Source organism: Streptomyces sp. NPDC006309, assembly GCF_040613095.1.
Classification (GTDB): Bacteria; Actinomycetota; Actinomycetes; order Streptomycetales; family Streptomycetaceae; genus Streptomyces.
Map to the genome: position 1 here is coordinate 348301 of NZ_JBEXRO010000004.1, position 23912 is coordinate 372212.

Annotated in this window: 21 protein-coding genes and 1 pseudogene; 8 read left to right on the top strand and 14 right to left on the bottom strand. The window is 72.4% G+C overall.

Going from position 1 to position 23912, the window contains the following annotated elements; translation table 11 throughout:
* Window positions 1-9: 9 nt before the first annotated feature.
* Window positions 10-666, bottom strand: a complete 657-nt coding sequence (gene tsaB / locus ABZ117_RS08585) for a tRNA (adenosine(37)-N6)-threonylcarbamoyltransferase complex dimerization subunit type 1 TsaB (RefSeq protein WP_356818681.1) — start codon at window positions 664-666, stop codon at window positions 10-12.
* 113 nt (window positions 667-779) lie between these two features.
* On the opposite strand from tsaB, the gene ABZ117_RS08590 reads away from it, so the two are divergent.
* Window positions 780-1340 (top strand): hypothetical protein, encoded by a 561-nt coding sequence (locus ABZ117_RS08590; RefSeq protein ID WP_356818682.1) that lies wholly within the window; start codon window positions 780-782, stop codon window positions 1338-1340.
* Between the two features lie 23 nt (window positions 1341-1363).
* On the opposite strand, the gene ABZ117_RS08595 is transcribed toward ABZ117_RS08590, so the two are convergent.
* The 7 genes from ABZ117_RS08595 to ABZ117_RS08625 form a co-directional block, all read right to left on the bottom strand.
* Complete coding sequence (locus tag ABZ117_RS08595; protein ID WP_356818684.1) at window positions 1364-1543, bottom strand: hypothetical protein; 180 nt, start codon at window positions 1541-1543, stop codon at window positions 1364-1366.
* A gap of 128 nt (window positions 1544-1671) precedes the next feature.
* Entirely contained in the window at window positions 1672-2193 is a 522-nt protein-coding gene (gene tsaE / locus ABZ117_RS08600; protein WP_356818685.1) for a tRNA (adenosine(37)-N6)-threonylcarbamoyltransferase complex ATPase subunit type 1 TsaE, read from the bottom strand.
* Window positions 2150-3418 (bottom strand): alpha/beta hydrolase, encoded by a 1269-nt coding sequence (locus ABZ117_RS08605; protein ID WP_356818687.1) that lies wholly within the window; start codon window positions 3416-3418, stop codon window positions 2150-2152. The genes tsaE and ABZ117_RS08605 overlap by 44 nt, the downstream gene beginning before the upstream one ends.
* A 123-nt stretch (window positions 3419-3541) precedes the next feature.
* Window positions 3542-4711 (bottom strand): alanine racemase, encoded by a 1170-nt coding sequence (gene alr, locus ABZ117_RS08610; RefSeq protein WP_356818689.1) that lies wholly within the window; start codon window positions 4709-4711, stop codon window positions 3542-3544.
* Window positions 4712-4759: 48 nt separating this feature from the next.
* A complete protein-coding gene (locus tag ABZ117_RS08615; protein WP_356818691.1) occupies window positions 4760-5755 on the bottom strand; it encodes a L,D-transpeptidase in 996 nt (331 codons plus the stop codon).
* Window positions 5756-6173: 418 nt separating this feature from the next.
* Window positions 6174-7619, bottom strand: a complete 1446-nt coding sequence (locus tag ABZ117_RS08620; protein ID WP_356818693.1) for an NAD(P)H-hydrate dehydratase — start codon at window positions 7617-7619, stop codon at window positions 6174-6176.
* A gap of 54 nt (window positions 7620-7673) precedes the next feature.
* Entirely contained in the window at window positions 7674-8045 is a 372-nt protein-coding gene (locus tag ABZ117_RS08625; RefSeq protein ID WP_356818695.1) for a holo-ACP synthase, read from the bottom strand.
* Between the two features lie 120 nt (window positions 8046-8165).
* On the opposite strand from ABZ117_RS08625, the gene ABZ117_RS08630 reads away from it, so the two are divergent.
* Window positions 8166-8948, top strand: coding sequence for an SDR family oxidoreductase (locus ABZ117_RS08630; protein WP_356818696.1), 783 nt, complete (start codon window positions 8166-8168; stop codon window positions 8946-8948).
* A gap of 101 nt (window positions 8949-9049) precedes the next feature.
* Complete coding sequence (locus ABZ117_RS08635; protein WP_356818698.1) at window positions 9050-9400, top strand: hypothetical protein; 351 nt, start codon at window positions 9050-9052, stop codon at window positions 9398-9400.
* 59 nt (window positions 9401-9459) lie between these two features.
* On the opposite strand, the gene glmS is transcribed toward ABZ117_RS08635, so the two are convergent.
* Window positions 9460-11307, bottom strand: a complete 1848-nt coding sequence (gene glmS, locus ABZ117_RS08640; protein ID WP_356818700.1) for a glutamine--fructose-6-phosphate transaminase (isomerizing) — start codon at window positions 11305-11307, stop codon at window positions 9460-9462.
* A 749-nt stretch (window positions 11308-12056) separates the two neighbouring features.
* Between glmS and ABZ117_RS08645 the strand changes: the two genes are divergently transcribed.
* The 4 genes from ABZ117_RS08645 to ABZ117_RS08660 all read left to right on the top strand — a co-directional run bounded on the left by ABZ117_RS08645 (window position 12057) and on the right by ABZ117_RS08660 (window position 19181).
* Entirely contained in the window at window positions 12057-16694 is a 4638-nt protein-coding gene (locus ABZ117_RS08645) for an RICIN domain-containing protein (RefSeq protein WP_356818836.1), read from the top strand.
* 176 nt (window positions 16695-16870) lie between these two features.
* A complete protein-coding gene (locus ABZ117_RS08650) occupies window positions 16871-17062 on the top strand; it encodes a hypothetical protein (RefSeq protein ID WP_356818702.1) in 192 nt (63 codons plus the stop codon).
* 198 nt (window positions 17063-17260) lie between these two features.
* Entirely contained in the window at window positions 17261-18229 is a 969-nt protein-coding gene (gene coaA, locus ABZ117_RS08655; RefSeq protein WP_356818838.1) for a type I pantothenate kinase, read from the top strand.
* 22 nt (window positions 18230-18251) lie between these two features.
* Window positions 18252-19181: a DUF389 domain-containing protein gene (locus tag ABZ117_RS08660; RefSeq protein WP_356818704.1), complete on the top strand. Its 930-nt coding sequence runs from the start codon at window positions 18252-18254 to the stop codon at window positions 19179-19181.
* Window positions 19182-19236: 55 nt separating this feature from the next.
* Here the strand turns inward: ABZ117_RS08660 and glmM are convergent, their stop codons facing one another.
* From glmM to rplM, 3 genes are all read right to left on the bottom strand, one after another.
* Window positions 19237-20595: a phosphoglucosamine mutase gene (gene glmM, locus ABZ117_RS08665; RefSeq protein ID WP_356818706.1), complete on the bottom strand. Its 1359-nt coding sequence runs from the start codon at window positions 20593-20595 to the stop codon at window positions 19237-19239.
* A gap of 218 nt (window positions 20596-20813) precedes the next feature.
* Window positions 20814-21326 (bottom strand): 30S ribosomal protein S9, encoded by a 513-nt coding sequence (rpsI, locus tag ABZ117_RS08670; RefSeq protein ID WP_301972785.1) that lies wholly within the window; start codon window positions 21324-21326, stop codon window positions 20814-20816.
* Between the two features lie 42 nt (window positions 21327-21368).
* Window positions 21369-21812 carry a 50S ribosomal protein L13 gene (rplM, locus tag ABZ117_RS08675; RefSeq protein ID WP_030345455.1) on the bottom strand — a complete coding sequence of 148 codons (444 nt, stop codon included), beginning with the start codon at window positions 21810-21812 and terminating at the stop codon, window positions 21369-21371.
* A 320-nt stretch (window positions 21813-22132) separates the two neighbouring features.
* On the opposite strand from rplM, the gene ABZ117_RS08680 reads away from it, so the two are divergent.
* Window positions 22133-23008: a hypothetical protein gene (locus tag ABZ117_RS08680; protein WP_356818708.1), complete on the top strand. Its 876-nt coding sequence runs from the start codon at window positions 22133-22135 to the stop codon at window positions 23006-23008.
* Window positions 23009-23042: 34 nt separating this feature from the next.
* On the opposite strand, the pseudogene ABZ117_RS08685 reads toward ABZ117_RS08680, so the two are convergent.
* Both ABZ117_RS08685 and ABZ117_RS08690 read right to left on the bottom strand, forming a co-directional pair.
* Window positions 23043-23561: pseudogene (locus tag ABZ117_RS08685) on the bottom strand (polyprenol monophosphomannose synthase); the annotation flags it as partial.
* 58 nt (window positions 23562-23619) lie between these two features.
* Window positions 23620-23907, bottom strand: coding sequence for a hypothetical protein (locus tag ABZ117_RS08690; protein ID WP_356818846.1), 288 nt, complete (start codon window positions 23905-23907; stop codon window positions 23620-23622).
* Window positions 23908-23912: the final 5 nt, after the last annotated feature.

Genomic DNA, 23912 nt, shown 5'->3' on the forward strand with positions numbered 1-23912 from the left:
CCGGCTGTGTCACTTGGGGGTGACCACCTTGTAGTTCTTGGGGACCTGGGCGTCGGGCCGGCGCAGGTACAGCGGCCGGGGTGCCGGGAGTTCCTCGCCCGCGGCCAGCTTCCCGGCGGCGAGCGAGGCGAGGGAGGCGGCGGACACGTGCTCGGGCGCGCGGGCGTCCGGGAACGTGTCCGGGTAGAGCAGCGCGCCGGCGCCGGCCGCCGGGAGCCCGGCGACCTGTCCGGCGATGTCGGCCGGGCGGTCGACGGCCGGGCCGGTCAGGCGGGTGCGGGGGTCGGCGTACGTGGCCCAGTAGACCTCCTTGCGCCGGGCGTCGGTCGCCACGACGAAGGGGCCCGACTCGATGCCGGCGGCGTGGGCGAGGCCGTCGAGCGTGCACACGCCGTACACCGGGACGCCGAGCGCCAGGCCGAAGGTGTCTGCGGTCATGAGGCCGACACGCAGGCCGGTGTAGGGGCCGGGACCGGTGCCGACGACGATCCCGGTGACCGCCTCCAGTTTCAGTCCGGCCCGGGTGAGCACGCGGTCGACGGCCGGCAGCAGCAGCTCTCCGTGCCGGCGCGCGTCCACCTGGCTCGACGAGGCGATGACGTCGGTGCCGTCGTGCAGCGCGACGGTGACGGCGGGTGTTGCGGTATCCAGAGCGAGCAAGAGCACGCGAACAGCCTACGGCGCCCGCGCCGCCCGCATGGCCGTCCGGGTCGTACGGTCACCGACTGCTACGGTCTGTACGAAGTACGACATATCGGATGAAGCAGAGGTGGGCGCACGTGGCAGGGACCAGCTCGGCAGCCGTGGCCGTCCTCACCGCCGCGGCCCTCGGCACGGTCGGTTTCCTCGCCTACCGGGCCCAGACGACCGCTCCGGCGGCCCTGGGCGGCACGCCCGCCGCGCACGCGTCCCCCTCGGCGTCCGCGTCCAAGGCACCCCGGGACCGGCACAACCCGACAGCCCTGCCGGGCGGCTCCGGCACGGGTGAACGGGTGGTGTACTCGGTGGACGACGACCGGGTCTGGCTGGTCGACGACCGCGGCCGGATGCAGCGCACGTTCCCGGTGCGCCCGGGGAACGTGGACCCGCCGCCCGGCACCTACTGGGTGACCTCCCGCTCCCACGCGGTCACCGGGACCGACGGCCGCCCCGTCGAGCACGTGGTGCGCTTCACCAGCGTGCAGGGCGTGGCGATCGGGTTCAGCGCGGCGGTGGGCGACGGCACCGGTCCGGCGCCCGACCCGGGCGTGAAGACGGGCGGCATCCGGGAGAACCGGGAGGACGGGGACGCGATGTGGCGGTTCGCGACGATCGGCGTACGGGTGGTCGTGATCCGCTAGCGGGCTCCAGGCCGCCGGGGGGCTCAGGCCGCCCGGGGGCGCGCCTTGCGCACGGGCAGGACCACGGGCTCCGGCTTCCGGCGCGGTTCCGCGTCCCGCGGTGGCCGGGATACGGCGTCCGCGGCGGCGCACGACGCCAGCAGATCGCGCATGGACACCCCGGCGGGGACGGTGGGCCGGTGCGTGGGCCGGGCTGCGGTCATGGACGCCTCCTGGAGTGCGGGGGCGGGCGCAGTTAGGCACACCTAACCACGGGCTGGGTACCATGTGACCACGCCCGGGACGTCCCGCGCAATACGGTGCCGACAGCTTGTCGGGAAGTCCGCCGGCCTCAGCCGGACAGCGTGTCCAGACCGGCGCCGGACCACCGCTCCCCCAGCCCCGCCAGGGTCACGTGCCGCACCTCGTCGGTGGTGTCGCCGACGGCACGGTGGATGACGATCTGGAGCCGGTCCTCCGTCAGCTCCTCGACCTTGCCCTCGCCCCACTCCACGACGATCACCGAGTCGGACAGGGAGACGTCGAGGTCCAGGTCCTCCATCTCGTCCAGGCCGCCGGAGAGCCGGTAGGCGTCCACATGGACCAGGGGCGGGCCGTCGCCGAGGGAGGGATGCACCCGGGCGATGACGAACGTCGGCGAGGTGACCGCGCCGCGCACGCCCAGGCCCTCGCCGAGCCCGCGGGTCAGCGTGGTCTTGCCCGCGCCCAGTTCCCCGGTGAGCATCACGAGGTCACCCGCGCGCAGCAGCGCGGCGAGCCGGCGGCCCAGCTCACGCATCTGCTCGGGCGAGGTGACCGTCAGCCGGGTCTCAGTGCTTCGGTGCGGTGCCGCGGGTGCTGCTGGTCGTTCCATAGCCACTTACGGTAGCTCCTGCGGGTACCGCGCCCGCGCGGGTGAGCAGGTCGGCGAGGCGGTCGGTGACCACTTCCGGGTGCTCCAGCATCACCAGGTGCCCGGCGTCCGGCACGAGCACCAGCTCGGCGTCCGGGAGCAGGTCGGCGATGGCCTCGCTGTGCTCGCTCGGCGTGACCAGGTCCCGCACCCCGGCCAGCACCAGCACGGGCATGTCCCGGAAGGAGGTGAGGGACTCGGTCTTGTCGTGGTCGGTGAAGGCCGGGTAGAACTCGGCGACCACGTCGATCGGCGTCGACTCGATCATCCGCTCGGCGAACCGTTCCACCGCCGGGTCGACGTCCCGCCCCGCGAACGAGTACCGCTTGATGATCCCGGCGAACAGGTCGGCGGTGGCCCGGCGCCCCCTCTCCACCAGCTCCGCCTGCTGCCCCAGCGCCCTGAGCACCCCGGGCAGGATCCGGCGCACCGCGTTGACACCGGCCACCGGCAGCCCGAAGTTGACCTCGCCGAGCCGCCCGGACGACGTCCCCACGAAGACGGTGGCGACGACCCGGTCCCGGATCAGCTCGGGGTACTGGGAGGCGAGGGCCATGACGGTCATGCCGCCCATGGAATGGCCGACCAGCACCACCGGCCCCTCCGGTACGGCGGCGTCGAGCACGGCCTTGAGGTCGCGGCCGAGCTGGTCGATGGTCAGCGGCACCCGGTCCCGGGTCTGGGCCACGCCCCGCGCGGACCGCCCGTGGCTGCGCTGGTCCCAGTGCACGGTGCGCACCACCCCGCGCAGGGCGGCCCGCTGGAAGTGCCAGGAGTCCTGGCTGAGGCAGTAGCCGTGGCAGAAGACGACGGTGACCGGGGCGGGCGCCTTGCGGCCGAAGAGCCGGCGCCGGCGCGGGGAGACGTCCGGGCCCACGTCCGGCTCGGTCTCGTCGACCTCGTAGTACAGCTCGGTGCCGTCGTCGGCGTGCGCCTTGCCCGGGGTGCCCCGCAGGGTGCCGTACGGCCCGGTGGAGTCCAGCGCCAGCCGGGCCCGGCGGCGCATCCCGCGCCCGACCGTCATCCGCTCGATGGCGACACCGGCCGCCGCTCCCGCGGCGAGGACGCCTATCGCGGTGCCGGCGACGCCGGTCGCCCTGCGCCAGCTCCCGGCCGCCCCCGCGGCGGAGGCAGCAGCCGCCGAGGCGAGGACGTCGGCCACGACCTCCGCGCTGCTCTCGCTCACGTACCGCTCCTCTTCGCCGTACGACAGTTCGCTGTTGGGGTGAAACGGATGGTGCCCCTGTGCTGGTGCAGGACGCGCGGGACCGCCGTTGACGGGCGGTCCCGGTCGCCGCTCCCGAACGGGTTACCCGGGTTGCCGCCCGTTCACATAGACGCGGGGAACGCGCGTTCCGATGCGCGTGACGATCTCGTACGCGATCGTGCCGGACGCCTGCGCCCAGTCCTCGGCGGTCGGCTCACCCCGGTCACCGGGCCCGAACAGCACCGCCTCCGCCCCCGCGGGCGGCTCGTCACCGCCGAGGTCCACCACGAACTGGTCCATGGCGACCCGCCCGGCGACCGTCCGCCACTTGCCGTCGACCAGCACCGGGCCGGTGCCGGAGGCGTGCCGCGGGATGCCGTCCGCGTAGCCGACCGGCACCAGGCCGAGCGTCGTCGGGCCCGGGGTGACGTAGTGATGGCCGTAGCTCACGCCGTGCCCGCCGGGCACCCGCTTGACCAGGGCCAGCGACGCGCTGAGCGTCATCACCGGGCGCAGTCCGAGGTCGGCCGGGGTGCCCAGCTCGGGGCTGGGCGAGATCCCGTACAGGGCGATGCCCGTGCGGACCAGGTCGAAATGGGACTCGGGCAGGGTGAGGGCGGCCGGCGAGTTGGCGATGTGCCGCACCTCGGGCCGTACGCCCCGCTCCTCGGCGTACGCCACCATCTCCCGGAACCGGCCGAGCTGCGCGGCGACGGACGGGTGCCCCGGCTCGTCGGCGCACGCGAAGTGCGACCACAGGCCGGTGACGCGGACCAGGCCCGCGGCCTCGGCACGCAGCGCCTCGGCGACCAGGGCGGCCCAGTCCTCGCCGGGCTGGCAGCCGTTGCGGCCGAGCCCGGTGTCGGCCTTGAGCTGCACGCGTGCGACCCGCCCGGCCTCCCGGGCGGCGGCGGTGACCTCCCGCAGGGCCCACATGCCGCTCAGCGACACGTCGATGTCCGCCTCGATCGCCTGCCGCCAGGGCCCGCCCGGCACCCACAGCCAGCACAGGATCCGGCCCGGCAGCCCGGCCGCGCGCAGCGCGAGGGCCTCTTCGGCGGTGGCCGTGCCGAGCCAGGACGCGCCCGCCGCGAGGGCGGCGCGGGCACAGGGCACCGCCCCGTGGCCGTACCCGTCGGACTTGACGACGGCCATCACGCCGGCGCCCCCCGCGCGGGCGCGCAGGGCCCGCACGTTGGCGCGCAGGGCGCCCAGATCGATCTCGGCGCGGGCCCGCAGGGAGGCGGTCGGCACAGCTGAAGTCTCACTCATGGCGCCCCCAGTGTCTCAGAGGGTGCCGTACGGGCACCGGGCGCCGTGTCAGGTACCCGCCCGGCGCCCCCACACGAAGACGCGGTCACCCTTCTTCAGCACGCCCCACAGCGTGCGTGCGTCGGCGAGCCTGAGGTTCACACAGCCCATGGAGCCGACGGTGGTGTAGATGCTGCCGTACACGGCGTGGAAGGCCTCGCCGCCGTCGAAGAACTGGGCGTACGGCATGGGCTGGCCGTACAGGGTCGACACGTGGTTCTTGTGCCGCCAGTACACGGTGTGCCAGCCCTTGCGGGTGACGTGGCCCCTGCCTCCGCTGCGCATGGGCACCGGACCGAACACCACCCGGGAGCCCTTCTGCACCCAGGTGAGCTGGCGGTCCAGATCGACACAGGCGACCCGGTAGGACCGCACCGGGCACTTCCCGGCGGCGTTCGGGTTCTTCCCCGCCGAGATCAGCATCATCGTCGACCAGGTGACGGGTCCGGCGAACCCGCCGGCCGGCTTGATCCGGTACGCGATCTGGAACGCCCGGATCGTCTTGCAGTCGGAGGCGGACTGTCTGCCGTCCACCTTCAGTTTCAGCCACCGTTCGACCTGCCGCTGGTACGGGCCGGTCCGCTTGGTGCACGTGACCTTGGCGACGGCGTCCCCCAGCGGCACGTACTCGATGAGGTCGTACGTCCCCGGCGCCGCGTCCCTCGGCTCCACGGCGTCCTCCGCCGCGCTGGGTGTGTACACCCTCGGCGGCAGAGCCTGGTCGGGCGTGTCGATCTGCCAGGGCTGAGCGGGGCTCGGCGGCACGCCGGGGACGAGGTCGGAGAGGGGGACGAAGGCGGGGGCGGCGGCATGGTTGGGGGCGGGGCCGGGGGCGGGTGGCTTCGGGGAGACGGCCGGGCTGATGTCCGGGCTGCGGGGGGTGGGTACGGCGCGTACGGCGGTTACGGCGGCCACGGCCGTGCCGGGGCTGCCGGCCACCGGGAATGCCGTGCCGGCGGCGAGCAGCACCGCGATACCCCGGTACACAAATCGTCCGCTGATCATGCAATCAGCCAAACGCGGGGAGCCGCGGAGATGGGGGTGCCGCGCGGAGGGGGTCACCCGGGGGGCGGACGCGGACGCGGACGCCTGGCGGCGGGCGGGGGGCGGGGGGTTTGGTGCCGGGGCGGGGTGTGCGGTGCCGGGTGCGGGTTCGTGGTGGCTGGGCGCGCAGTTCCCCGCGCCCCTGGCGGGGCCGGGGTGGGCCTGCGGTGACAGGGGGCCTGGGCGGCGGCTTGCGGGGGTGCTGGGGGTGGGCCGGTGCGGGGTCGTCGTGGCTGGGCGCGCAGTTCCCCGCGCCCCCGGCGGGGTCAGGGTGGGCCTGCCGTGACAGGGGGCCTGGGCGGGGGCTTGCGGGGGTGCTGGGGGTGGGCCGGTGCGGGGTCGTCGTGGCTGGGCGTGCGGTTCTCAGGGCCCCTGGGGGTCAGGTTCGGGTGTTCTGCCAGGCCTGGGGGATGTGGGACGCGATGTCGTGGGCGGCTGTCGGGGCGCCGTGCGGGTGGGGGCCGCCGGCTGCGAGGCGGCCCGCCAGGCCGTGGAGGTACGCGCCCGCGCTCGCCGCGTCCACCGCGGCCAGCCCCGCCGCCAGCAGTGACCCCGCCAGCCCGGACAGCACATCCCCGCTGCCCGCGGTGGCCAGCCACGGCGTCCCCGTGGGGTTCACCCGCACCGGCCCGCCCCCGGAGTCGGCGACCAGCGTCGTCGACCCCTTCAGCAGCACCGTCGCCCGGTACCGCGCCGCCAGCTCCCGCACCGCGGCCAGCCGGGCGCCCTCGACCTCTTCCCGCCGTACCCCGAGCAACGCGGCGGCCTCGCCCGCGTGCGGGGTCATCAGCGTCGGCGCCGTACGCCCCCGTACCGCCTCCCGCCCGGCCAGCCGCAGCCCGTCCGCGTCCAGCAGCACCGGTACGTCCGTCGCCAGCACCTCCGCCACGGTCGCCGCGTCGTCACCGGCGCCCGGCCCCACCACCCAGGCCTGCACCCGCCCGGCTCCGGCGGGACCGGCGTCGGAGACGAGGGTCTCGGGGTAGCGCGCGAGGACCGCGTCCCCGGCCGGGCCGACGTAGCGCACGGCCCCCGCCCCGCCGCGCAGCGCACCGGACACGGCCAGCACGGCGGCCCCCGGATAGCGTGCCGACCCGGCGGCGATCCCGACGACCCCGCGCCGGTACTTGTCGCTCTCCGCCGCCGGCTCCGGCAACAGCCGGGCCACGTCGGCGTGTTGCAGGGCCTGGAGTTCGGGTACGGCGGGCGGCTCCAGCCCGATGTCGACGAGCCGCACGACGCCGGCGTACTCCCGTGCGGGGTCCACCAGCAGTCCCGGCTTGTACGTGCCGAAGGTGACGGTCAGGTCGGCCCGGAGCGCGGCCCCCCGCACCTCCCCGGTGTCCGCGTCGACCCCGCTGGGCAGGTCCACGGCCACGACGGCGGCCCGGGACCGCGCCACCACCCCGGCGAGCCGCTCGGCGTCGGGCCGCAGGCCGCCCTTGCCGCCGATGCCGACGATCCCGTCCACGACGAGGTCGGCCCGCAGGATCAGGTCCTCGGCGGCCTCGGCGGCGGCGACCGCGCCGCCCGCCCGCCGCAGGGCGGCGAGCCCCGCCCGGTGGACCCGTCCGGGAGACAGCGGTACGGCGGTGACCCCGGCCCCGCGCCGGGCCAGCCGCGCCCCCGCGTACAGGGCGTCCCCGCCGTTGTCCCCGCTGCCGACCAGCAGCACCACCCGGCTGCCGTACACCCGTCCCATCAGTGCGGCGCAGGCGGCGGCCAGTCCGGCGGCGGCCCGCTGCATCAGCGCCCCCTCCGGCAGCCGCGCCAGCAGCACCCGTTCGGCCGCCCTTACCGTCTCCACGCTGTACGCAGTACGCATGGCACCGAGTCTGCCCCGGAATCCCGGCCGCCCACACCCGGGGCGCCGCACGGGTCAGCCCTCGGCGACCACCACGGCCGAGGCGACGCCCGCGTCATGACTGAGCGACACGTGCCACGCCCGCACACCCAGCTCCGCGGCCCGCGCGGCCACGGTCCCCTTCACCCGCAGCCGGGGCTGCCCGCTGTCCTCCACGAACACCTCGGCGTCGGTCCAGTGCAGACCGGGCGGCGCCCCCAGCGCCTTCGCCAGGGCCTCCTTGGCGGCGAACCGCGCCGCGAGCGAGGCGATCCCCCGCCGTTCCCCGCTGGGCAGCAGCAGCTCGCGCTCCACGAACAACCGGTCGGCCAGCCCGGGGGTCCGCTCCAGGGACGCCCGGAACCGGTCGATCTCGGCGACGTCGATGCCCACCCCGATGATGCTCATGCCGTGCACCCTACGACCGCGGCCCCGCCGGTCCGTCCACCGCGACGGCACGGCGTGCCCGGCCATCCGGGCCCGAGCCGGCCGCCGCACCGCTCCCCCGCGCTCGCCTACGCTTCCGCCATGCCTTCCTCCCCCTCGTACCTCTCCGAGCTGTTCTCCCTCGACGGCCGCACCGCCCTGGTGACCGGCGGCAGTTCCGGTATCGGCCGGGCCGTTGCCGGTGCGCTGGCACGGGCCGGGGCCCGGGTGGTGGTCGTGGCGCGCGGGGAGGAACAGCTGACCGCGACCGTCGCCGAGCTGGCCGCCGAGGGCTGCCGGGCGGCCTGGGTCAGCGGTGACCTGGGGTCCCGGGAGGGCGTGCGCGCGGTCGCCGAGGAGGCGGCGGGTATCTTCGGGGAGCCGGACATCCTCGTCAACTCCGCGGGGATCAACCTGCGTCCGCCGATGGGTGAGCTGGACGAGGAGGTGTGGGACGCCACGCTGGCGGTGAACCTGGAGGCCCCGTTCCTGCTGGGGCAGCGGTTCGGGCCGGGTATGGCCGGGCGGGGCTTCGGCCGGATCATCCACATCAGCTCCCAGCAGGCACACCGGGCGTTCGTGCAAAGCGGCGCGTACGGCGTCTCGAAGGGCGGGCTGGAGTCACTGGCGCGCTCGCAGGCGGAGGCCTGGTCGCCGTACGGGGTGACCTGCAACACGCTCGTGCCGGGCTTCGTGATGACCCCGCTCAACGCCCGGCTGTCGGCCGACCCCGGGAAGGTGTCGGCGCTGGCCGCGCGCACCCTGGCCGGCCGCAACGGCCTCGCCGAGGACTTCGAGGGCGCCGCCGTCTTCCTCGCGAGCCGCGCCTCCGCTTACGTCACGGGCCAGTCGGTCCACGTGGACGGCGGCTTCTCGGTGCACTGAAAACCCGCGATCATGACAAGGGTCCGCGGGCCTTAGTCTTCCTGGTGTCCGGTGATCCGTGTCCGCACGGACGCCATCGCGCACAACGGGAGGAATCCGCCTTGAAGTTGAAGTCTCTGGGCACCGCGCTCACCACCGTCGCCCTCATCGGCACGGCCCTCACCGGCGCCGTCGCCACCGCCGGCACCGCCTCCGCGGCCACGCTGCCGAGGGACTGCAGCAAGGCGATCATCAACGTCAAGGCCAAGGAGACCGTCAACGTCCGCACCTCGCCGAGGACGACGGCCACGGCCGTCGGCATCTGGGGCAAGGGCAAGAAGGGCGCGGTCTGCAACGACGGCAAGGCCTACAAGGGCGGTTCGTACACGGCCTGCGGCAAGAAGAGCAACCTGTGGTACTACGGCGGCGACAAGAAGAACGGCTGGGTCCCGAAGTCCTGCATCAACTGGTGACTCGCGCGGGGTAGCCGGACAAGGGGCGGACGGCGGCCGGCCGTTCGCCCCTCGCCCGCTCACTCCACCGTCACCGACTTCGCCAGGTTCCGGGGCTGGTCCACCTCGTTGCCCCGGGCCGTCGCCAGCTCGCACGCGAAGACCTGGAGCGGCACCGTGGCCACCAGCGGCTGGAGCAGCGTCGGCGTGGCCGGGATGCGGATCAGGTGGTCGGCGTACGGGACCACCGTCTCGTCCCCCTCCTCCGCGATGACGATGGTCCGCGCGCCGCGCGCCCGGATCTCCTGGATGTTGGACACGATCTTGTCGTGCAGGACGGACCGGCCGCGCGGCGACGGCACGACCACCACCACCGGCAGGTCCTCCTCGATCAGCGCGATCGGGCCGTGCTTCAGCTCACCCGCCGCGAAGCCCTCGGCGTGCATGTAGGCGAGCTCCTTCAGCTTGAGCGCGCCCTCCAGCGCCACCGGGTAGCCCACGTGCCGGCCCAGGAAGAGCACCGTGTTCTTGTCGCCCAGCGTGCGGGCCAGTGCGCGTACCGGCTCCATGGTCTCCAGGACCCGCTCGACCTCCACCGAGATCCGGGACAGCTCCCTGACCACGTCCTGGATCTCGTCGCCCCACTTGGTGCCGCGGACCTGGCCCAGGTACAGGGCGACCAGGTAGCAGGCGACCAGCTGGGTCAGGAACGCCTTCGTGGAGGCGACGGCGACCTCGGGGCCCGCGTGCGTGTACAGCACCGCGTCGGACTCACGGGGGATCGTCGAGCCGTTGGTGTTGCAGATCGCCAGCACCTTGGAGCCCTGCTCGCGCGCGTGCCGGAGCGCCATGAGGGTGTCCATGGTCTCGCCGGACTGGGAAATGGCGATCACCAGCGTCTGCGCGTCGAGGATGGGGTCCCGGTAGCGGAACTCGCTGGCCAGCTCCACCTCGCACGGGATCCGCGTCCAGTGTTCGATGGCGTACTTGGCGATCAGGCCGGCGTGGAAGGCCGTACCGCAGGCGACGATCACGACCTTGTCGATCTCGCGCAGCTCGGAGGGGCTGATCCGCACCTCGTCCAGGGTCAGCGAGCCGACGGGGTCGATGCGTCCGAGCAGGGTGTCGGCGACCGCCTTGGGCTGCTCGGCGATCTCCTTGAGCATGAAGTAGTCGTAGCCGCCCTTCTCGGCGGCGGAGGCGTCCCAGTCCACGTGGTAGGAGCGGACGTCGGCCGGGCGGCCGTCGAACCCGGTCACCGTGACACCGTCGCGGCGCAGCTCCACCACCTGGTCCTGGCCCAGTTCGATCGCGGAGCGCGTGTGGGCGATGAACGCGGCGACATCGGAGGCCAGGAACGCCTCGCCCTCCCCAACGCCCACCACGAGCGGGGAGTTGCGGCGCGCGCCGACGACCACGTCCGGCTCGTCGGCGTGCACCGCGACGAGTGTGAACGCGCCCTCCAGCCGCCGGCACACCAGCCGCATGGCCTCGGCCAGGTCGGCGGTCGCCGAGAACTCCTCGGCGAGGAGGTGGGCGACCACCTCGGTGTCCGTCTCGGAGGTCAGCTCGTGCCCCCGCTCGGCCAGTTCCGCCCGCAGCGCGGCGAAGTTCTCGATGATGCCGTTGTGGACGACGGCGACCCGGCCCGCGTTGTCCAGGTGCGGATGGGCGTTGGCGTCCGTGGGGCCGCCGTGCGTGGCCCAGCGCGTGTGCCCGATGCCGGTCGAGCCCGCCGGCAGCGGCCGGTCGACCAGTTCCTTCTCCAGGTTGACCAGTTTCCCGGCCCTCTTCGCGGCGGCCAGCCCGCCGTCCGCCGGCACGGCGACACCCGCCGAGTCGTACCCCCGGTACTCCAGCCTCTTCAGCCCGGCCATCACGACATCGAGCGCCGACTGCGACCCTACGTATCCCACGATTCCGCACATGAGCGGCAGCCTACGGGCGGATGACGGCACGAAACCGTCGGCGCGTGCCCGAAATCGGAAATCCACCGGGGAGCGCGCAGCCGTCGGACGCCCGGGCCAGGTGACGTCCGCAGGCGGGAATCAGCCATCTCCCTGTGGTCCAGGTACGCCAAGGTTGCGCTCTCGCGCACAGGAGCTCCACAAACACCGGGCTCGGCGAGCCGGAGGTGACGGACCGGGACATCGATGCATTCCGGCCACCCCCACCCGCACCGAAGAACTCCCTGTACGACGGCGTTCACCTGCGCCTAGGGTGGCGCCGCGTGACGGGTACCTGACCATCCCGTCCTCACGCATGCCACATCAGCGACCGGGGGAACACCGTCGCCTACGGGGAAAGGTGCCTGGTCATGCCATCGGCCCAGCCGTCCGTACGCATCGGTCCAGCCACCGGCACGCCTGCCCGAGCCCTCTGAGGACGACGGCGCTTCACCGCTCCGCGTCCTCCGGCTCTCCGGCGGCCCGTCCGGCCACGCACCCCTGAACGAGAAAGGAATGCCTCGTTGCGTTCCAGACCATGGTTCCGGCTGCCCGGAACCCGAAGATCCGCCACGCTCACCTCCGCCGTGACCTCGGTGGCCACGCTGGCGGTGCTGGCCGGCCTCGCCGTCCAGCCGGCCGCGGTCCGCCTCGACGCCGAAGGCGTCAGTGACTCGGACCCCTGGTACGAGGACACCGCCACCGAGCAGTTGCGCCAGGACCAGTGCCTGATGGCGGACGTACTGCGGCTGGGCGGGCCGTCGATGGCCGCGACAGCGCAGGACGGGCTGAACCAGCCTGCCGACAAGCTGCATGTCCTGGCGGACCGCAAGAACTGGGAGCAGACGCCGCTCGCCGTCGCGTACAAGAAGGACCGGGACGCGGCGGACAAGCAGCTGGACGATCTCGCCGCTCAGCGGGACGGATGGCAGAAGCCTCTCGTGGGCCTGACCACCCCGGTCGGCATCTCCGACGCGGACTTCCACTGGCCGCCCGGGTCGCCGGGCGACGGCAAGCAGACCTTCTACGAGCAGACGGGTCTGAGCACCTGGGTCGCCGACCGGTTCTGGAAGACCGACAGCGACTTCTACGAGGACTCCACACCGAAGGCCGACGACAAGACGCTCAAGGCGCTCGACGACCTGGGCAACCCGCTGTACGGCAAGGACCCGGACCCGACCCGGCCGGACTGGAACCGGGCACTGGACGAGCACGACGCCTTCGAGTGGATGCACGGCCTCGGCGGCGCCAACGCGGGCGCGGACGACGCCCGGATCTTCCTCACCTCCGGTGGTTTCCCGCGTACCGCGCCGCAGCCCGGCACGCCGGAGTACCGCATCGCGGTCGAGGACATGAAGACACGGTTCGCTACCTGCGCCTGGCGTGACCCGCTCGACCCGGACCGGGTGCTGGACGGCATCACGTCCACCGCGGCCGGTGAGTGGCAGCAGGAGGTCTCCTCCCAGGCCGCCCAGCGCAACCAGATCGTCGACGCCGACAAGTCCGCGGTCGACGCGCTGTCCAAGGGCGCCAAGGCCCTCTCCGACATGCTGGGCCACTCCTGGGTCGCCGACCACCTCACCCGCTGGCAGGACTACTGGTCCCCCGGCGGCATCGGCTACATCGGTGACGCGCCGCTGGTCATCCAGGTGCCGGGTGCTGCCGGCAAGTGCCTCGACGTCGCCGGCGGCGGCAAGGCCAACGGCACCCCGGTCCAGATCTACACCTGCAACGGCGGCGCCGCCCAGAAGTGGCAGCTGTGGGGCGCCTACGACGGCGGCTACACCCTGTGGAACGCCAACGCGGGGAAGTGTCTGGAGGTGCTGAACGGCAACAGTGCTGACGGCACGAAGATCCAGATCCGGGACTGCGGCAACGCCAAGGCTCAGCAGTGGAAGTTCGACATCCGCTCGGCGGGCGAGCTGCGCAACGCGGCCACCGGCAAGTGCGTGCACCTGCCGACGTTCGACAACAGCAAGGACGCGGTGCTGTCGACGTGCAACGGCTCCGCCGCGCAGAAGTTCCGGATCGTGCCGCAGGGGCACACCGGTGACGGCAAGCTCGACTATCCGGACACGGCGCAGTTCACCAAGGCCAAGTCCGGTCTCGCGGCCGCGCAGGCCGGCGCGAAGAGCCAGCTGGCCGTGCTCAAGGCGCAGCTCGCCGTCGCGCAGAAGGCCGCGACCACCTCGGACACGGCCGTCCAGGCCGCCTACGGCATCGCCGACACCAACGGCGCGCCGCGGGGCCGGGGTCTGCTGGTCGGTCAGCAGAAGGACCAGGTGACCCAGGGCGCGGCTGCCGCGCTCGCGGCCCTGGAGAAGGCGGGCGAGACGGCTGAGGCCGCCACCCGTGCCGCCGCCGGGGACAGCGCCACCATCGCGCAGCGTGCTCTCGCGCAGGCGGCGCAGTCGAAGGCGGAGTTCCGCAAGAAGGCCGCGGAGACGGCCGAGTTGCAGGCGAAGGCCGCCGCGGACGCCGCCAAGATCCACCGGGACAACGCGAAGACGGACAAGGAGACCGCGCAGGCCAAGCTCGCCGTGACGGTGAAGGCCGAGGGCGACGCCAAGGCGGCGGCCGCCGACGCGCACGCCAAGCGGCTCGCCGCCGAGGCCGAGGAGAAGACGGCCAAGGCGGAGAAGGAGAAGGCGGCGGCCAAGCGGGCCGAAGCCGCCGAGCACAAGAAGAACGCCGAGTCCGAGGCGACGAAGGCGAAGGACGCCAAGGACAGGGCCGAGGCCGCCGAGAAGACGGCCGACGACCGCCGGGACGACGCGGTCAAGGCCAAGGACCACGCCAAGGCCATGCGTGACGACGCGTGGGACGCCGAGCAGAAGGCGGCGGCTTCCCGCGCAAAGGCCGACGCGAAGGAGGCCTACGCCGACTCCCTCGACGCCGGTGACGCGGCCGACGCCGCACGCGCCGCGGCGAACGACGCGGACAAGGCGGCCGACGCCGCCGAAACCGCGGCGGGCCGCGCCCGTTCGGAGGCCGACGCCGCGACCAAGGCCGCGGCCGATGCCGACGCCGCGGCCACCCGCGCCGAGGCGGCCGCCAAGCGGGCCCGCTCCGACGCGGACGCCGCCCAGGCCGACAAGGAGAAGGCCGACGCGGCGGTGAAGACCGCGACCAGTGCGGCGGCCGACGCGATCAACGCGGCGAAGGACGCCGCGACCGAGGCACAGGCGGCGGTGAAGCTCGCCGACGAGGCCGAACAGCACGCCAAGGACGCCAGGACCCAGGCCGACGCCGCCAACACGGAGGCCGGCAAGGCCGTGGCCGCCGCGGCGAAGGCCGCCGGGTTCGCCCACGTCACCGCGCAGGCGGCCGTGGACGCCGGGGAAGCGGCCAAGAAGGTCGCCGCCCCCGCCAACGACGCGATCCAGCTCGGCTCGCCCTACGTCGACACCGACTCCGCCGCCGGCCTGGTCGTGCTGACCGGACAGGCGTCGAAGTCGATCGCCGACCAGCAGCAGGCCGTCGCCGACGTGCACGCCAAGAACGCCGCCGCCGAGGCCGACGCGGCGCAGAACCTCGCCGACCAGGCGAAGGGCGACGCCAAGGAGGCGTACACCCACGCGGCGAACGCCGCCAAGTACGCCGCCGACGCGCGTACGTATTCCAAGGAGGCCCTGGGCTACGCGGCCGACGCCGCCAAGGCCGCGTCAGCGGCGCAGGCCTCGCTGGCCCGCACCATCGACTACGACCAGCAGGCCACCGACGACGCGGCAGCAGCGGACAAGGCCGCCGGCAACGCCGAGGGCTACGCCAAGGACGCCCGCGACTCCGCCGACGCCGCCGAACTCGACGCCGAAGCCGCCCGTACCGCGGCCGCCCAGGCCGAACAGGACGCCAAGGACGCCCGAGCGGCGGCCGACCGCGCCGACACCGCCGCCACCGAGGCCGAACAGGCGGCGAAGGACGCCGACAAGTACGCCACGGAGGCCCAGGAGGCCGCCGACAGGGCCGAACAGGAGAAGAACGCCAAGCGGATCTCCGACGGGACCGCCTCCGGCATAGGCAGCGTGTTCTGGACCCAGAAGATCGAGCCGATCGGGGAGCCGGAGGTTATCGACAAGAAGAACTGCAATCCGATCGTGCACTTCGGGGACTGTGTCATCACGGCGAAGATCCACTTCAACGTGAAGCTGGATATCTACCTGTGCACACTGGCGGAGCTCCCCGCCACGGGATGCCCGGGTTCGGAAACGATGCTGCTGAAGACCCAGGTCGTCCCGGACCAGTACGAGACGGTCAAGCGCACCATCTCAGAGGTCGAGTTCAACTCGAACATCGATCCCGTCGACATCCTTCTCGGCGACTTCATCGGGTGCGGTGAGAAGCTGACGGGCAACGGGGGCAGCTGGGGCGACTGTGCCTGGGCCGGCTTCGACGTCGCCACCTTCTTCGACGGCAAGATCATCAAGGCGGTCGCCGACGCGGTCAAGGCCGTCGACGCGTCCGTGAAGACGGGCATCGGAATCGCCGATGCCTGGAAGGCCCTCAAGGAATCCGGCCTCGATGAGGACGTCATCGCCGGCATCGGCAAGAAGGAAGCCGAAAAACTCTCCACAGGCTGCCCGACGAACAGCTTCCCGGCAGGCACCCAGGTCCTGTTGGCCGATGGCTCTCACAAGGCCATCGACGCGATCACCAAGGGAGACCGACTGCTCGCGGCCGACCCGCGAACGGGGCGAACCCGCGCAGCGCCGGTCACGGCGACCTTCTCCCACCGGGCGGACCAGCTCACCGAGCTGACGCTCGAAGGCGGTGAGCGGGTACTCACGACATCCGGACACCGGGTGTACGCGGCCGGGCAGGGCTGGGTGACCGTGTCGGAACTGAGCCGAGGCGACCGGCTCAGCACTCGGCATGGTGGCTCGAAGACGGTCGTCGGCCTGCGGAAGGTGGCTGCGCCACAAACCGTCTGGGACCTCACGGTCGACGACCTGCACACCTTCTACGTACTCGCCGGCGCCACGCCGGTTCTCGTCCACAACTGTGACGGCGAGCTCAGCGACGCGCTCTATGACGAGATCGAGGCCCGGTACGGCGTCGACATCGCCGACGGCGTCGATTACAACGCCAAGCGGATGCATGACGGGAGTGCGAACTCCCTCGACCACCAGATCCCTGGGATCGGGCACGATCTGAAAGCACTCGGTGACTACCTCGCCGGATGGCGCGGGAAATTCACGTACCGTGACACCACGAAGGGTTCCGAGGTCGTCTACGACACGGCCAAGAAGGTGCTGGTGGTGAAGACTCCCTACAACATCCACGCCTATCAGTACACCGTCGAGCAGTTCGAGAAGGCGGTGCACGAGGGGCGGTTCGTCCTGAAGGATTCCGGGGGCGGCACTCCATGAGGACCAGACCAGCCGTACGCCGGGAAGGAACTGACTTCGTCGTCCGCTTCGTCGGAGCCCAACGGGCTCTCATCGGTGCGTTGCTGCCGTGGCTCGCCTATCGGCGGGAAGGCGAACCCGCCCTTACTGTGTGGGCGGGATGCGGCAGAGAGCGACTCGAACAGCTCCATCACAAGTTGCGCGGTGGTGAGGAAGTGGTCCTCTCGCTCGGGGAACTGCACATCCTGCACGCGGTCCTCCTGTCCGTGCACAGCATGTTCGCGTCCGAGGAGGCCTTCAACACCCAGCTGGGCTTCTACCGCGAGAACGCGTTCGAGCTCGCCAACGGCCTGGTGAAGGCCGTCGAGGACGCCGCTGCGACAAGCTGATCCGAGTCCTCCACGGTTCCCCTCCCGGCGTATGGGAGGGGAACCGTCTTGCGGTGGGGAGCGGGCGGACGACAGCGCGAGCGAGACGGCGAACCCGTGCGGGGCAGACCTGAACCCCGGCTACCACGTGACGCACCCCACCCCGCCACCCCGTTCAGACTCCGTTAACAATGGACTGTGATCTCACCGGTCTCCCCGATGCCCCGGAGCGCCCACCGGCACAGGCCGGAGGCGACTCCCTACGTCGACCTCACCCGCGCCGAGTGGAGCGCGCTGCGCGACAAGACCCCGCTGCCGCTCACCGCCGAGGAGGTGGAGAAGCTGCGCGGTCTCGGCGACGTCATCGACCTGGACGAGGTGCGGGACATCTACCTCCCGCTCTCCCGGCTCCTCAACCTCTACGTCGGCGCCACGGACGGCCTGAGAGGGGCGCTGAACACCTTCCTCGGTGAGAAGGGCTCCCAGTCCGGCACCCCGTTCGTCATAGGGGTGGCCGGCTCGGTGGCCGTGGGCAAGTCCACCGTCGCCCGGCTGCTCCAGGCCCTGCTCTCCCGCTGGCCCGAGCACCCGCGGGTGGAGCTGGTGACGACCGACGGCTTCCTGCTGCCCACCCGGGAGCTGGAGGCCCGCGGCCTGATGTCGCGGAAGGGGTTCCCCGAGTCCTACGACCGCCGGGCCCTCACCCGCTTCGTCGCCGACATCAAGGCCGGCAAGGCCGAGGTGTCCGCGCCGGTCTACTCCCACCTCATCTACGACATCGTGCCCGGCGAGAAGCTCACCGTCCGCCGGCCCGACATCCTGATCGTGGAGGGCCTGAACGTCCTCCAGCCCGCACTGCCCGGCAAGGACGGCCGTACCCGGGTCGGTCTCGCCGACTACTTCGACTTCAGCGTGTACGTCGACGCGAGCGCCGAGGACATCGAGCGCTGGTACCTCAACCGCTTCCGGAAGCTGCGCCGCACGGCCTTCCAGGACCCGTCGTCGTACTTCCGCAAGTACACCCAGGTCTCCGAGGAGGAGGCGGTGGACTACGCCCGCATGCTGTGGCGGACCATCAACAAGCCGAACCTGGTGGAGAACATCGCCCCGACCCGCGGCCGGGCCGGACTCATCCTGCGCAAGGGCGCGGACCACACGGTGCAGCGCCTGCGCCTGCGCAAGCTGTGAGCCGCCCTGTTAGATGGGGCGCATGCTGCATCTGCGTCTGATCACCCCGAAGGAGCGGACCGACGAGGTGATCCGTCTGATCGAGGAGACGGTCGGCACCGCCCACCTCGTCGTGCTGCCGGGTGCCGCCCGTGATCCGGCCGGGGACGTCGTCCTGTGCGACGTGGCCCGCGAGGCGGGTGACGGGCTCATCGCCGGGCTGCGGCGCCTGGGTCTGGACGAGACCGGCTCGATCGCCGTCGACGACATCGATCTCTCCCTGTCCCGCCGGGCCGACGAGGCGGAGGAGGCGGCGCCGGGCGAGGGCGCGGACGCGGTGCTGTGGGAGGGCCTGACCGAGGCCACCCACGAGGAGTCGACGCTGTCGTTCACCTATGTCGCGTTCATCACACTGGCCACGATGATCGCGGCCTGCGGTGTGGTGCTGGACAACGCCATCCTGATCGTGGGCGCGATGGCGGTGGGACCGGAGTTCGGTCCGCTGGCCGGTATCTGCACGGCCCTGGTCCGGCGCCGTCCACGCCTGGCGTGGCGGTCGGTGGTCGCGCTGGTGGTCGGCTTCGCGGCGGCCATGGCGCTGACCTCCGCGTTCAGCCTGTTCATGGACGCGGTCGGCCTGTTCCACAAGTCCCAGCTGGAGGGCGACCGGCCCAACACCGGCTTCATCTACGCCCCGGACTGGTTCTCGTTCGTCGTGGCGGTGCTCGCCGGGATCGCGGGCACGCTGTCGCTGACGTCCGCGAAGTCGGGTGCCCTGGTCGGCGTCGCCATCTCGGTGACGACCGTGCCCGCCGCCGCGAACGCGGCCGTGGCCCTGGTCTACAGCGACACCCACCAGGCGGCGCGTTCCTCGGAACAGCTGCTGCTGAACCTCTTCGGCATCATCGTCGCCGGGACGCTGACACTGCTCGCCCAGAAGTTCTTCTGGCGGCGGCGGGGCCAGCCGGCCTGAGAGGTGCCGGGGACCACTGCCCGCCGGCGGCGGTCCCCGGCACCTCTGCCCGGCCTCAGCCCAGCGCCGACTTCACCGCGTCGGCCAGCCGCCCGGCGACCGCCCGGGCCTGGTCGATGTCCGCGGCCTCGACCATCACCCGGACCAGCGGTTCGGTGCCGGAGGGGCGCAGCAGGACCCGCCCGGTCTCCCCCAGTTCCCGCTCCGCCTCGGCGACGGCGGCGGCGAGGTCCGCGGACGTGCCCACCCGCGACCTGTCCACGTCGGGCACGTTGATCAGCACCTGCGGGAGCCGCTCCATCACGGACGCCAGCTCCCGCAGCGTGCGGCCGCTCGCCGCGACCCGCGCCGCCAGCAGCAGGCCGGTCAGCGTGCCGTCGCCGGTGGTGGCGTGGTCGAGGATGATCACGTGCCCGGACTGCTCGCCGCCGATGGCGTACCCGTGCTCCTTCAGCTCCTCCAGCACGTACCGGTCGCCCACGGCCGTCTGCACGAGCCGGATGCCCGCCCGCTCCATGGCCAGCTTGAAGCCGAGGTTGGACATCACGGTGGCGACCACGGTGTCGGCGCGCAGCGCGGAGCGCTCCCGCATCGCCAGCGCGAGGACGGCGAGGATCTGGTCGCCGTCGACCTCCGCGCCGGTGTGGTCCACGGCCAGGCAGCGGTCGGCGTCACCGTCGTGCGCGACACCGAGGTCCGCGCCGTGCGCGACGACCGCGGCCTTCAGCTGGGTCAGGTCGGTCGAACCGCAGCCGTCGTTGATGTTGAGCCCGTCCGGCTCGGCACCGAGGGTGACGACCTCGGCGCCCGCCCGGGCGAACGCCTCCGGCGAGACCCCCGAGGCCGCGCCGTGCGCTTCGTCCAGGACGACCTTCAGTCCGTCGAGCCGGTTGGGCAGGACCGACAGCAGGTGGGCGATGTACTGCTCGGAGCCCTCCTCGTACGACCGCACACGGCCCACGCCGGCGCCCGTCGGCCGCTGCCAGGGCTCGCCGTGCCGGTGGGACTCGTAGACCGACTCGATGCGGTCCTCCAGCTCGTCGGCGAGTTTGTGGCCGCCGCGGGCGAAGAACTTGATGCCGTTGTCGGGCATGGCGTTGTGGCTGGCGGAGAGCATCACGCCGAGGTCGGCGCCGAGCGCGCCGGTGAGATGCGCCACCGCGGGGGTCGGGAGCACCCCGACACGCAGGACGTCCACGCCGGCGCTGGCCAGGCCGGCCACGACCGCCGCCTCCAGGAACTCCCCGGACGCCCGCGGGTCCCGGCCGACCACCGCCGTCGGCTTGTGGCCCTCGAAGGTGCCCGCCTCGGCCAGTACGTGCGCCGCGGCGACCGAGAGGGCGAGCGCCATCTCGGCCGTCAGATCCGCGTTGGCGACACCGCGCACGCCGTCCGTGCCGAAGAGTCGTCCCACTTGTCCTCCTGAGGAAACGTCATTGTCGGAAGCGGAGGGGTGCCGCGTCGGGTGGCAGACGCCTCGGCATCCGATCACACAAGCCTCTGAGCGTCTTGTGTCGTTATACGCCCTTGGCTGGGATAAACGAACGCCCCGACGGCACATATGGCGTGCCGCCGGGGCGTTCGGAGTACGCGGAGCCGAAGCCCGTACCACGTACGAGCAGGCAGCGAAGCTTAGCGCTTGCTGTACTGCGGAGCCTTACGGGCCTTCTTCAGACCGGCCTTCTTGCGCTCGACCGCACGGTCGTCACGCGTGAGGAAGCCGGCCTTCTTCAGCGGGCCGCGGTTGTTGTCGACGTCGGCCTCGTTCAGCGCACGGGCGACACCGAGACGGAGCGCACCGGCCTGACCGGACACACCGCCACCCGCGATGCGGGCGACGACGTCGTAACGACCCTCCAGCTCGAGCACCTTGAAGGGCTCGTTGACTTCCTGCTGGTGCACCTTGTTCGGGAAGTAGTCCTCGAGGGTGCGGCCGTTGATCTTCCACTTGCCGGTGCCCGGAACGATCCGGACGCGGGCGATGGCGTTCTTGCGGCGGCCCAGGCCGGCGGCCGGCTGGGGCTCGCCGAAGCGGGAGGCCAGGGACTCCGAGGTGTACTCACCCTCGACGGGGACCTCGGACTCGGTGGTGTAGCTGTCGATGTCAAGCTCTTCGAGCGGCTGCTCGGCAGTGGTCTCGGCCACGATTCTCCTCAGATTCTCTTCGGTCTTAGGGGGTGGCCGGACTTACTGCGCGACCTGGGTGATCTCGAACGGCACCGGCTGCTGGGCAGCGTGGGGGTGCTGGTCACCCTTGTAGACCTTCAGCTTCGAGAGCATCTGACGGCCCAGCGTGTTCTTGGGGAGCATGCCCTTGACGGCCTTCTCGATGGCCTTCTCGGGGTTCTTGTCGAGCAGCTCGTCGTAGCGGACGGAGCGCAGACCACCCGGGTAGCCGGAGTGGCGGTACGCCATCTTCTGGGTCCGCTTGTTGCCGGACAGGTGCACCTTGTCGGCGTTGATGATGATGACGAAGTCACCAGCGTCGACGTGCGGCGCGTAGATCGGCTTGTGCTTGCCCCGGAGGAGGGTCGCTGCGGTGGTGGCGAGACGGCCCAGGACTACGTCCTGAGCGTCGATGACGTGCCACTGGCGCGTCACATCGCCGGGCTTGGGGCTGTACGTACGCACGGTTCGTAGCCTTCGCTTCGAGTGAATGGTCCTAAACAAGGTCACCGAAACGATCACGACAGCCCTGACCGCACAGCGGTGACGCAAACCGCGTGCTGGTCGCTGGTCATCGGCCCGGTGGACCGGTGTAAGGGCCCGTCCCGTGAGAATGAGCAAGCCAATACACAACGAAGAAGTAGGTTACCGGTCAGCCCCCGGACGGGTCAAAACGAGTCCGCCCGACACCCCGCGCGAAACGCCCCGGAACCGGGCGGCGGACAAACGCGGCATGCCGCCCGACGCCCTCCGGCACCCCCCGCGCCCCGTCTAAGATGCGCCCCATGAGTTACGGGCAGGGGGGACCCCAGTCTCAGTGGGATCCCTGGAAACCGCATTCCCAGCAGCCATGGAACAGCGCAGCCGACGACGGGTCGCCGGACTGGGCCGCGCTCGCCGAGGCCTCGGAGACGCGGAACAAGCGCCGCAAGCTGCTGTTCACAGCCGGCGGCGCGCTCGCCACCGTCGCGATAGGCACCGCGGTCGCCATGGCCGTCGTCTCCGCGAACGGCGGGGACGGCAAGGCGGGCGCCGGCGGTCCGGCCGCCGGCTCCGCGCTGCCCGGCACCGGCACCGCGACGCCGTCGTTCGCGCCCACCAGCGCCCCGCCGCCACTGGACCCCAAGGAGTTCATCTCCAGCGCCAGGAAGGACACCGCCCCGCTCAGCCCCGACACGCTGTTCCCGGGCACGCGGCTGACCATCGGCGGCACGGTGTACAAGAAGGGCCTCACGGCCGACACCACGAGCTGTGCCACGGCCGCCGGCGCCACCCTGCCCAAGATCCTCACCGCCAACGGCTGCACCCGTCTGATGCGGGTGACCTACACCGACGGCGGCATCGGGGCCACCGTGGGCGTCGCCGTCTTCGACACCGCGGCCCAGGCCGCGAAGGCCCGCTCCCAGACCGACGACAGGAGCATCGTGCGCTCGCTGTTCGGCAAGGGGGTCAAGCCGTTCTGCGACGGTGCGTTCTGCCGCTCGACCCGCAACGCCTACGGCCGCTACGCCTACTTCACGATCTCCGGCTTCACCAGCGGCAAGGACGTCACCACCAAGGACGCCGCGGTCTTCCGCACCGGCAACGACCTGGCCCAGTTCACCGTCAACCAGATCAACCGCCGCGGACAGGTCCAGGCGTCGGCCGCCGCCGCACGCTAGCGGCGCGGCGGCAGCAGCCGGCGGGCGGCCGGCTCCGCTTCAGGCGCAGCCGCAGCGGGACCACCGCCGACTCCAGCCGGGTGCGCAGGGTCACCTTCGGGACACCCTTCGTCCGCCCGGTGAAGCGCATCGGGTCTCGACGGCCCGGTGTCCGGCCCGTACGGCCTTGTGCTTCAGCTCCACCTGGAAGCTGTAGCCCCGCGCAGTCCAGGGACGCCAGGTCCACGTCCCTGAGGGGCGAACCCGGCCGTGACGCCCTGGATCTCGGCGCCGAGGACGGCGCGCCCGTACCGGTCGGCGAAGCGCGACAGCAGCACCCGGTGCGCGCCCCACTGCCCGTCCGGCGAGCCGCCCCCGACGTAGCGGCTGCCGCCGACGAGACCGGCGCCCGAGCCGACGCGGCCGCGGCCTCCTCCGACGCGGCGGACATGCCGGCCGTGCGGGGCCGCCCCGGCCCGTCCTTCTCCGTGCGGTGCAGCACACTCATCCGGCGCCGGCCGCCGCTGCCGTACTTCTCCGCCAGTTCCTCGGCGATCCGCCCGGTGCCGTCCGGGAGTCGTCGACGATCTGAGGGCTCACGAGGAGACGCCGGTCACCTTGGTGATGCCGACCTACAACGAGGCGGCGAACCTGCCGCGCATGGTCGAGGCCGTGCTGGGCTTCCGCTGGACGGGCTGTACCTGAAGGGCGATCTCCGTGCCGTGCGTGCGGGCCAGCCGCCCCGCCGGCACGGCCGACTTGCCCCCGAGGAGCGCGTCCGGTGCCGCGAGGGCGGCGAACGCGGCACCGGCGTGGCGCAGGTCGGCGGCGCAGGAATCCGCGCGCTGCGGGGTGCCGACGCACACGAAGTGCACCTCGCCGAAGGCCCCGGCCTCCGGGTAGGAGGTGGTGAACCGCACGGGTG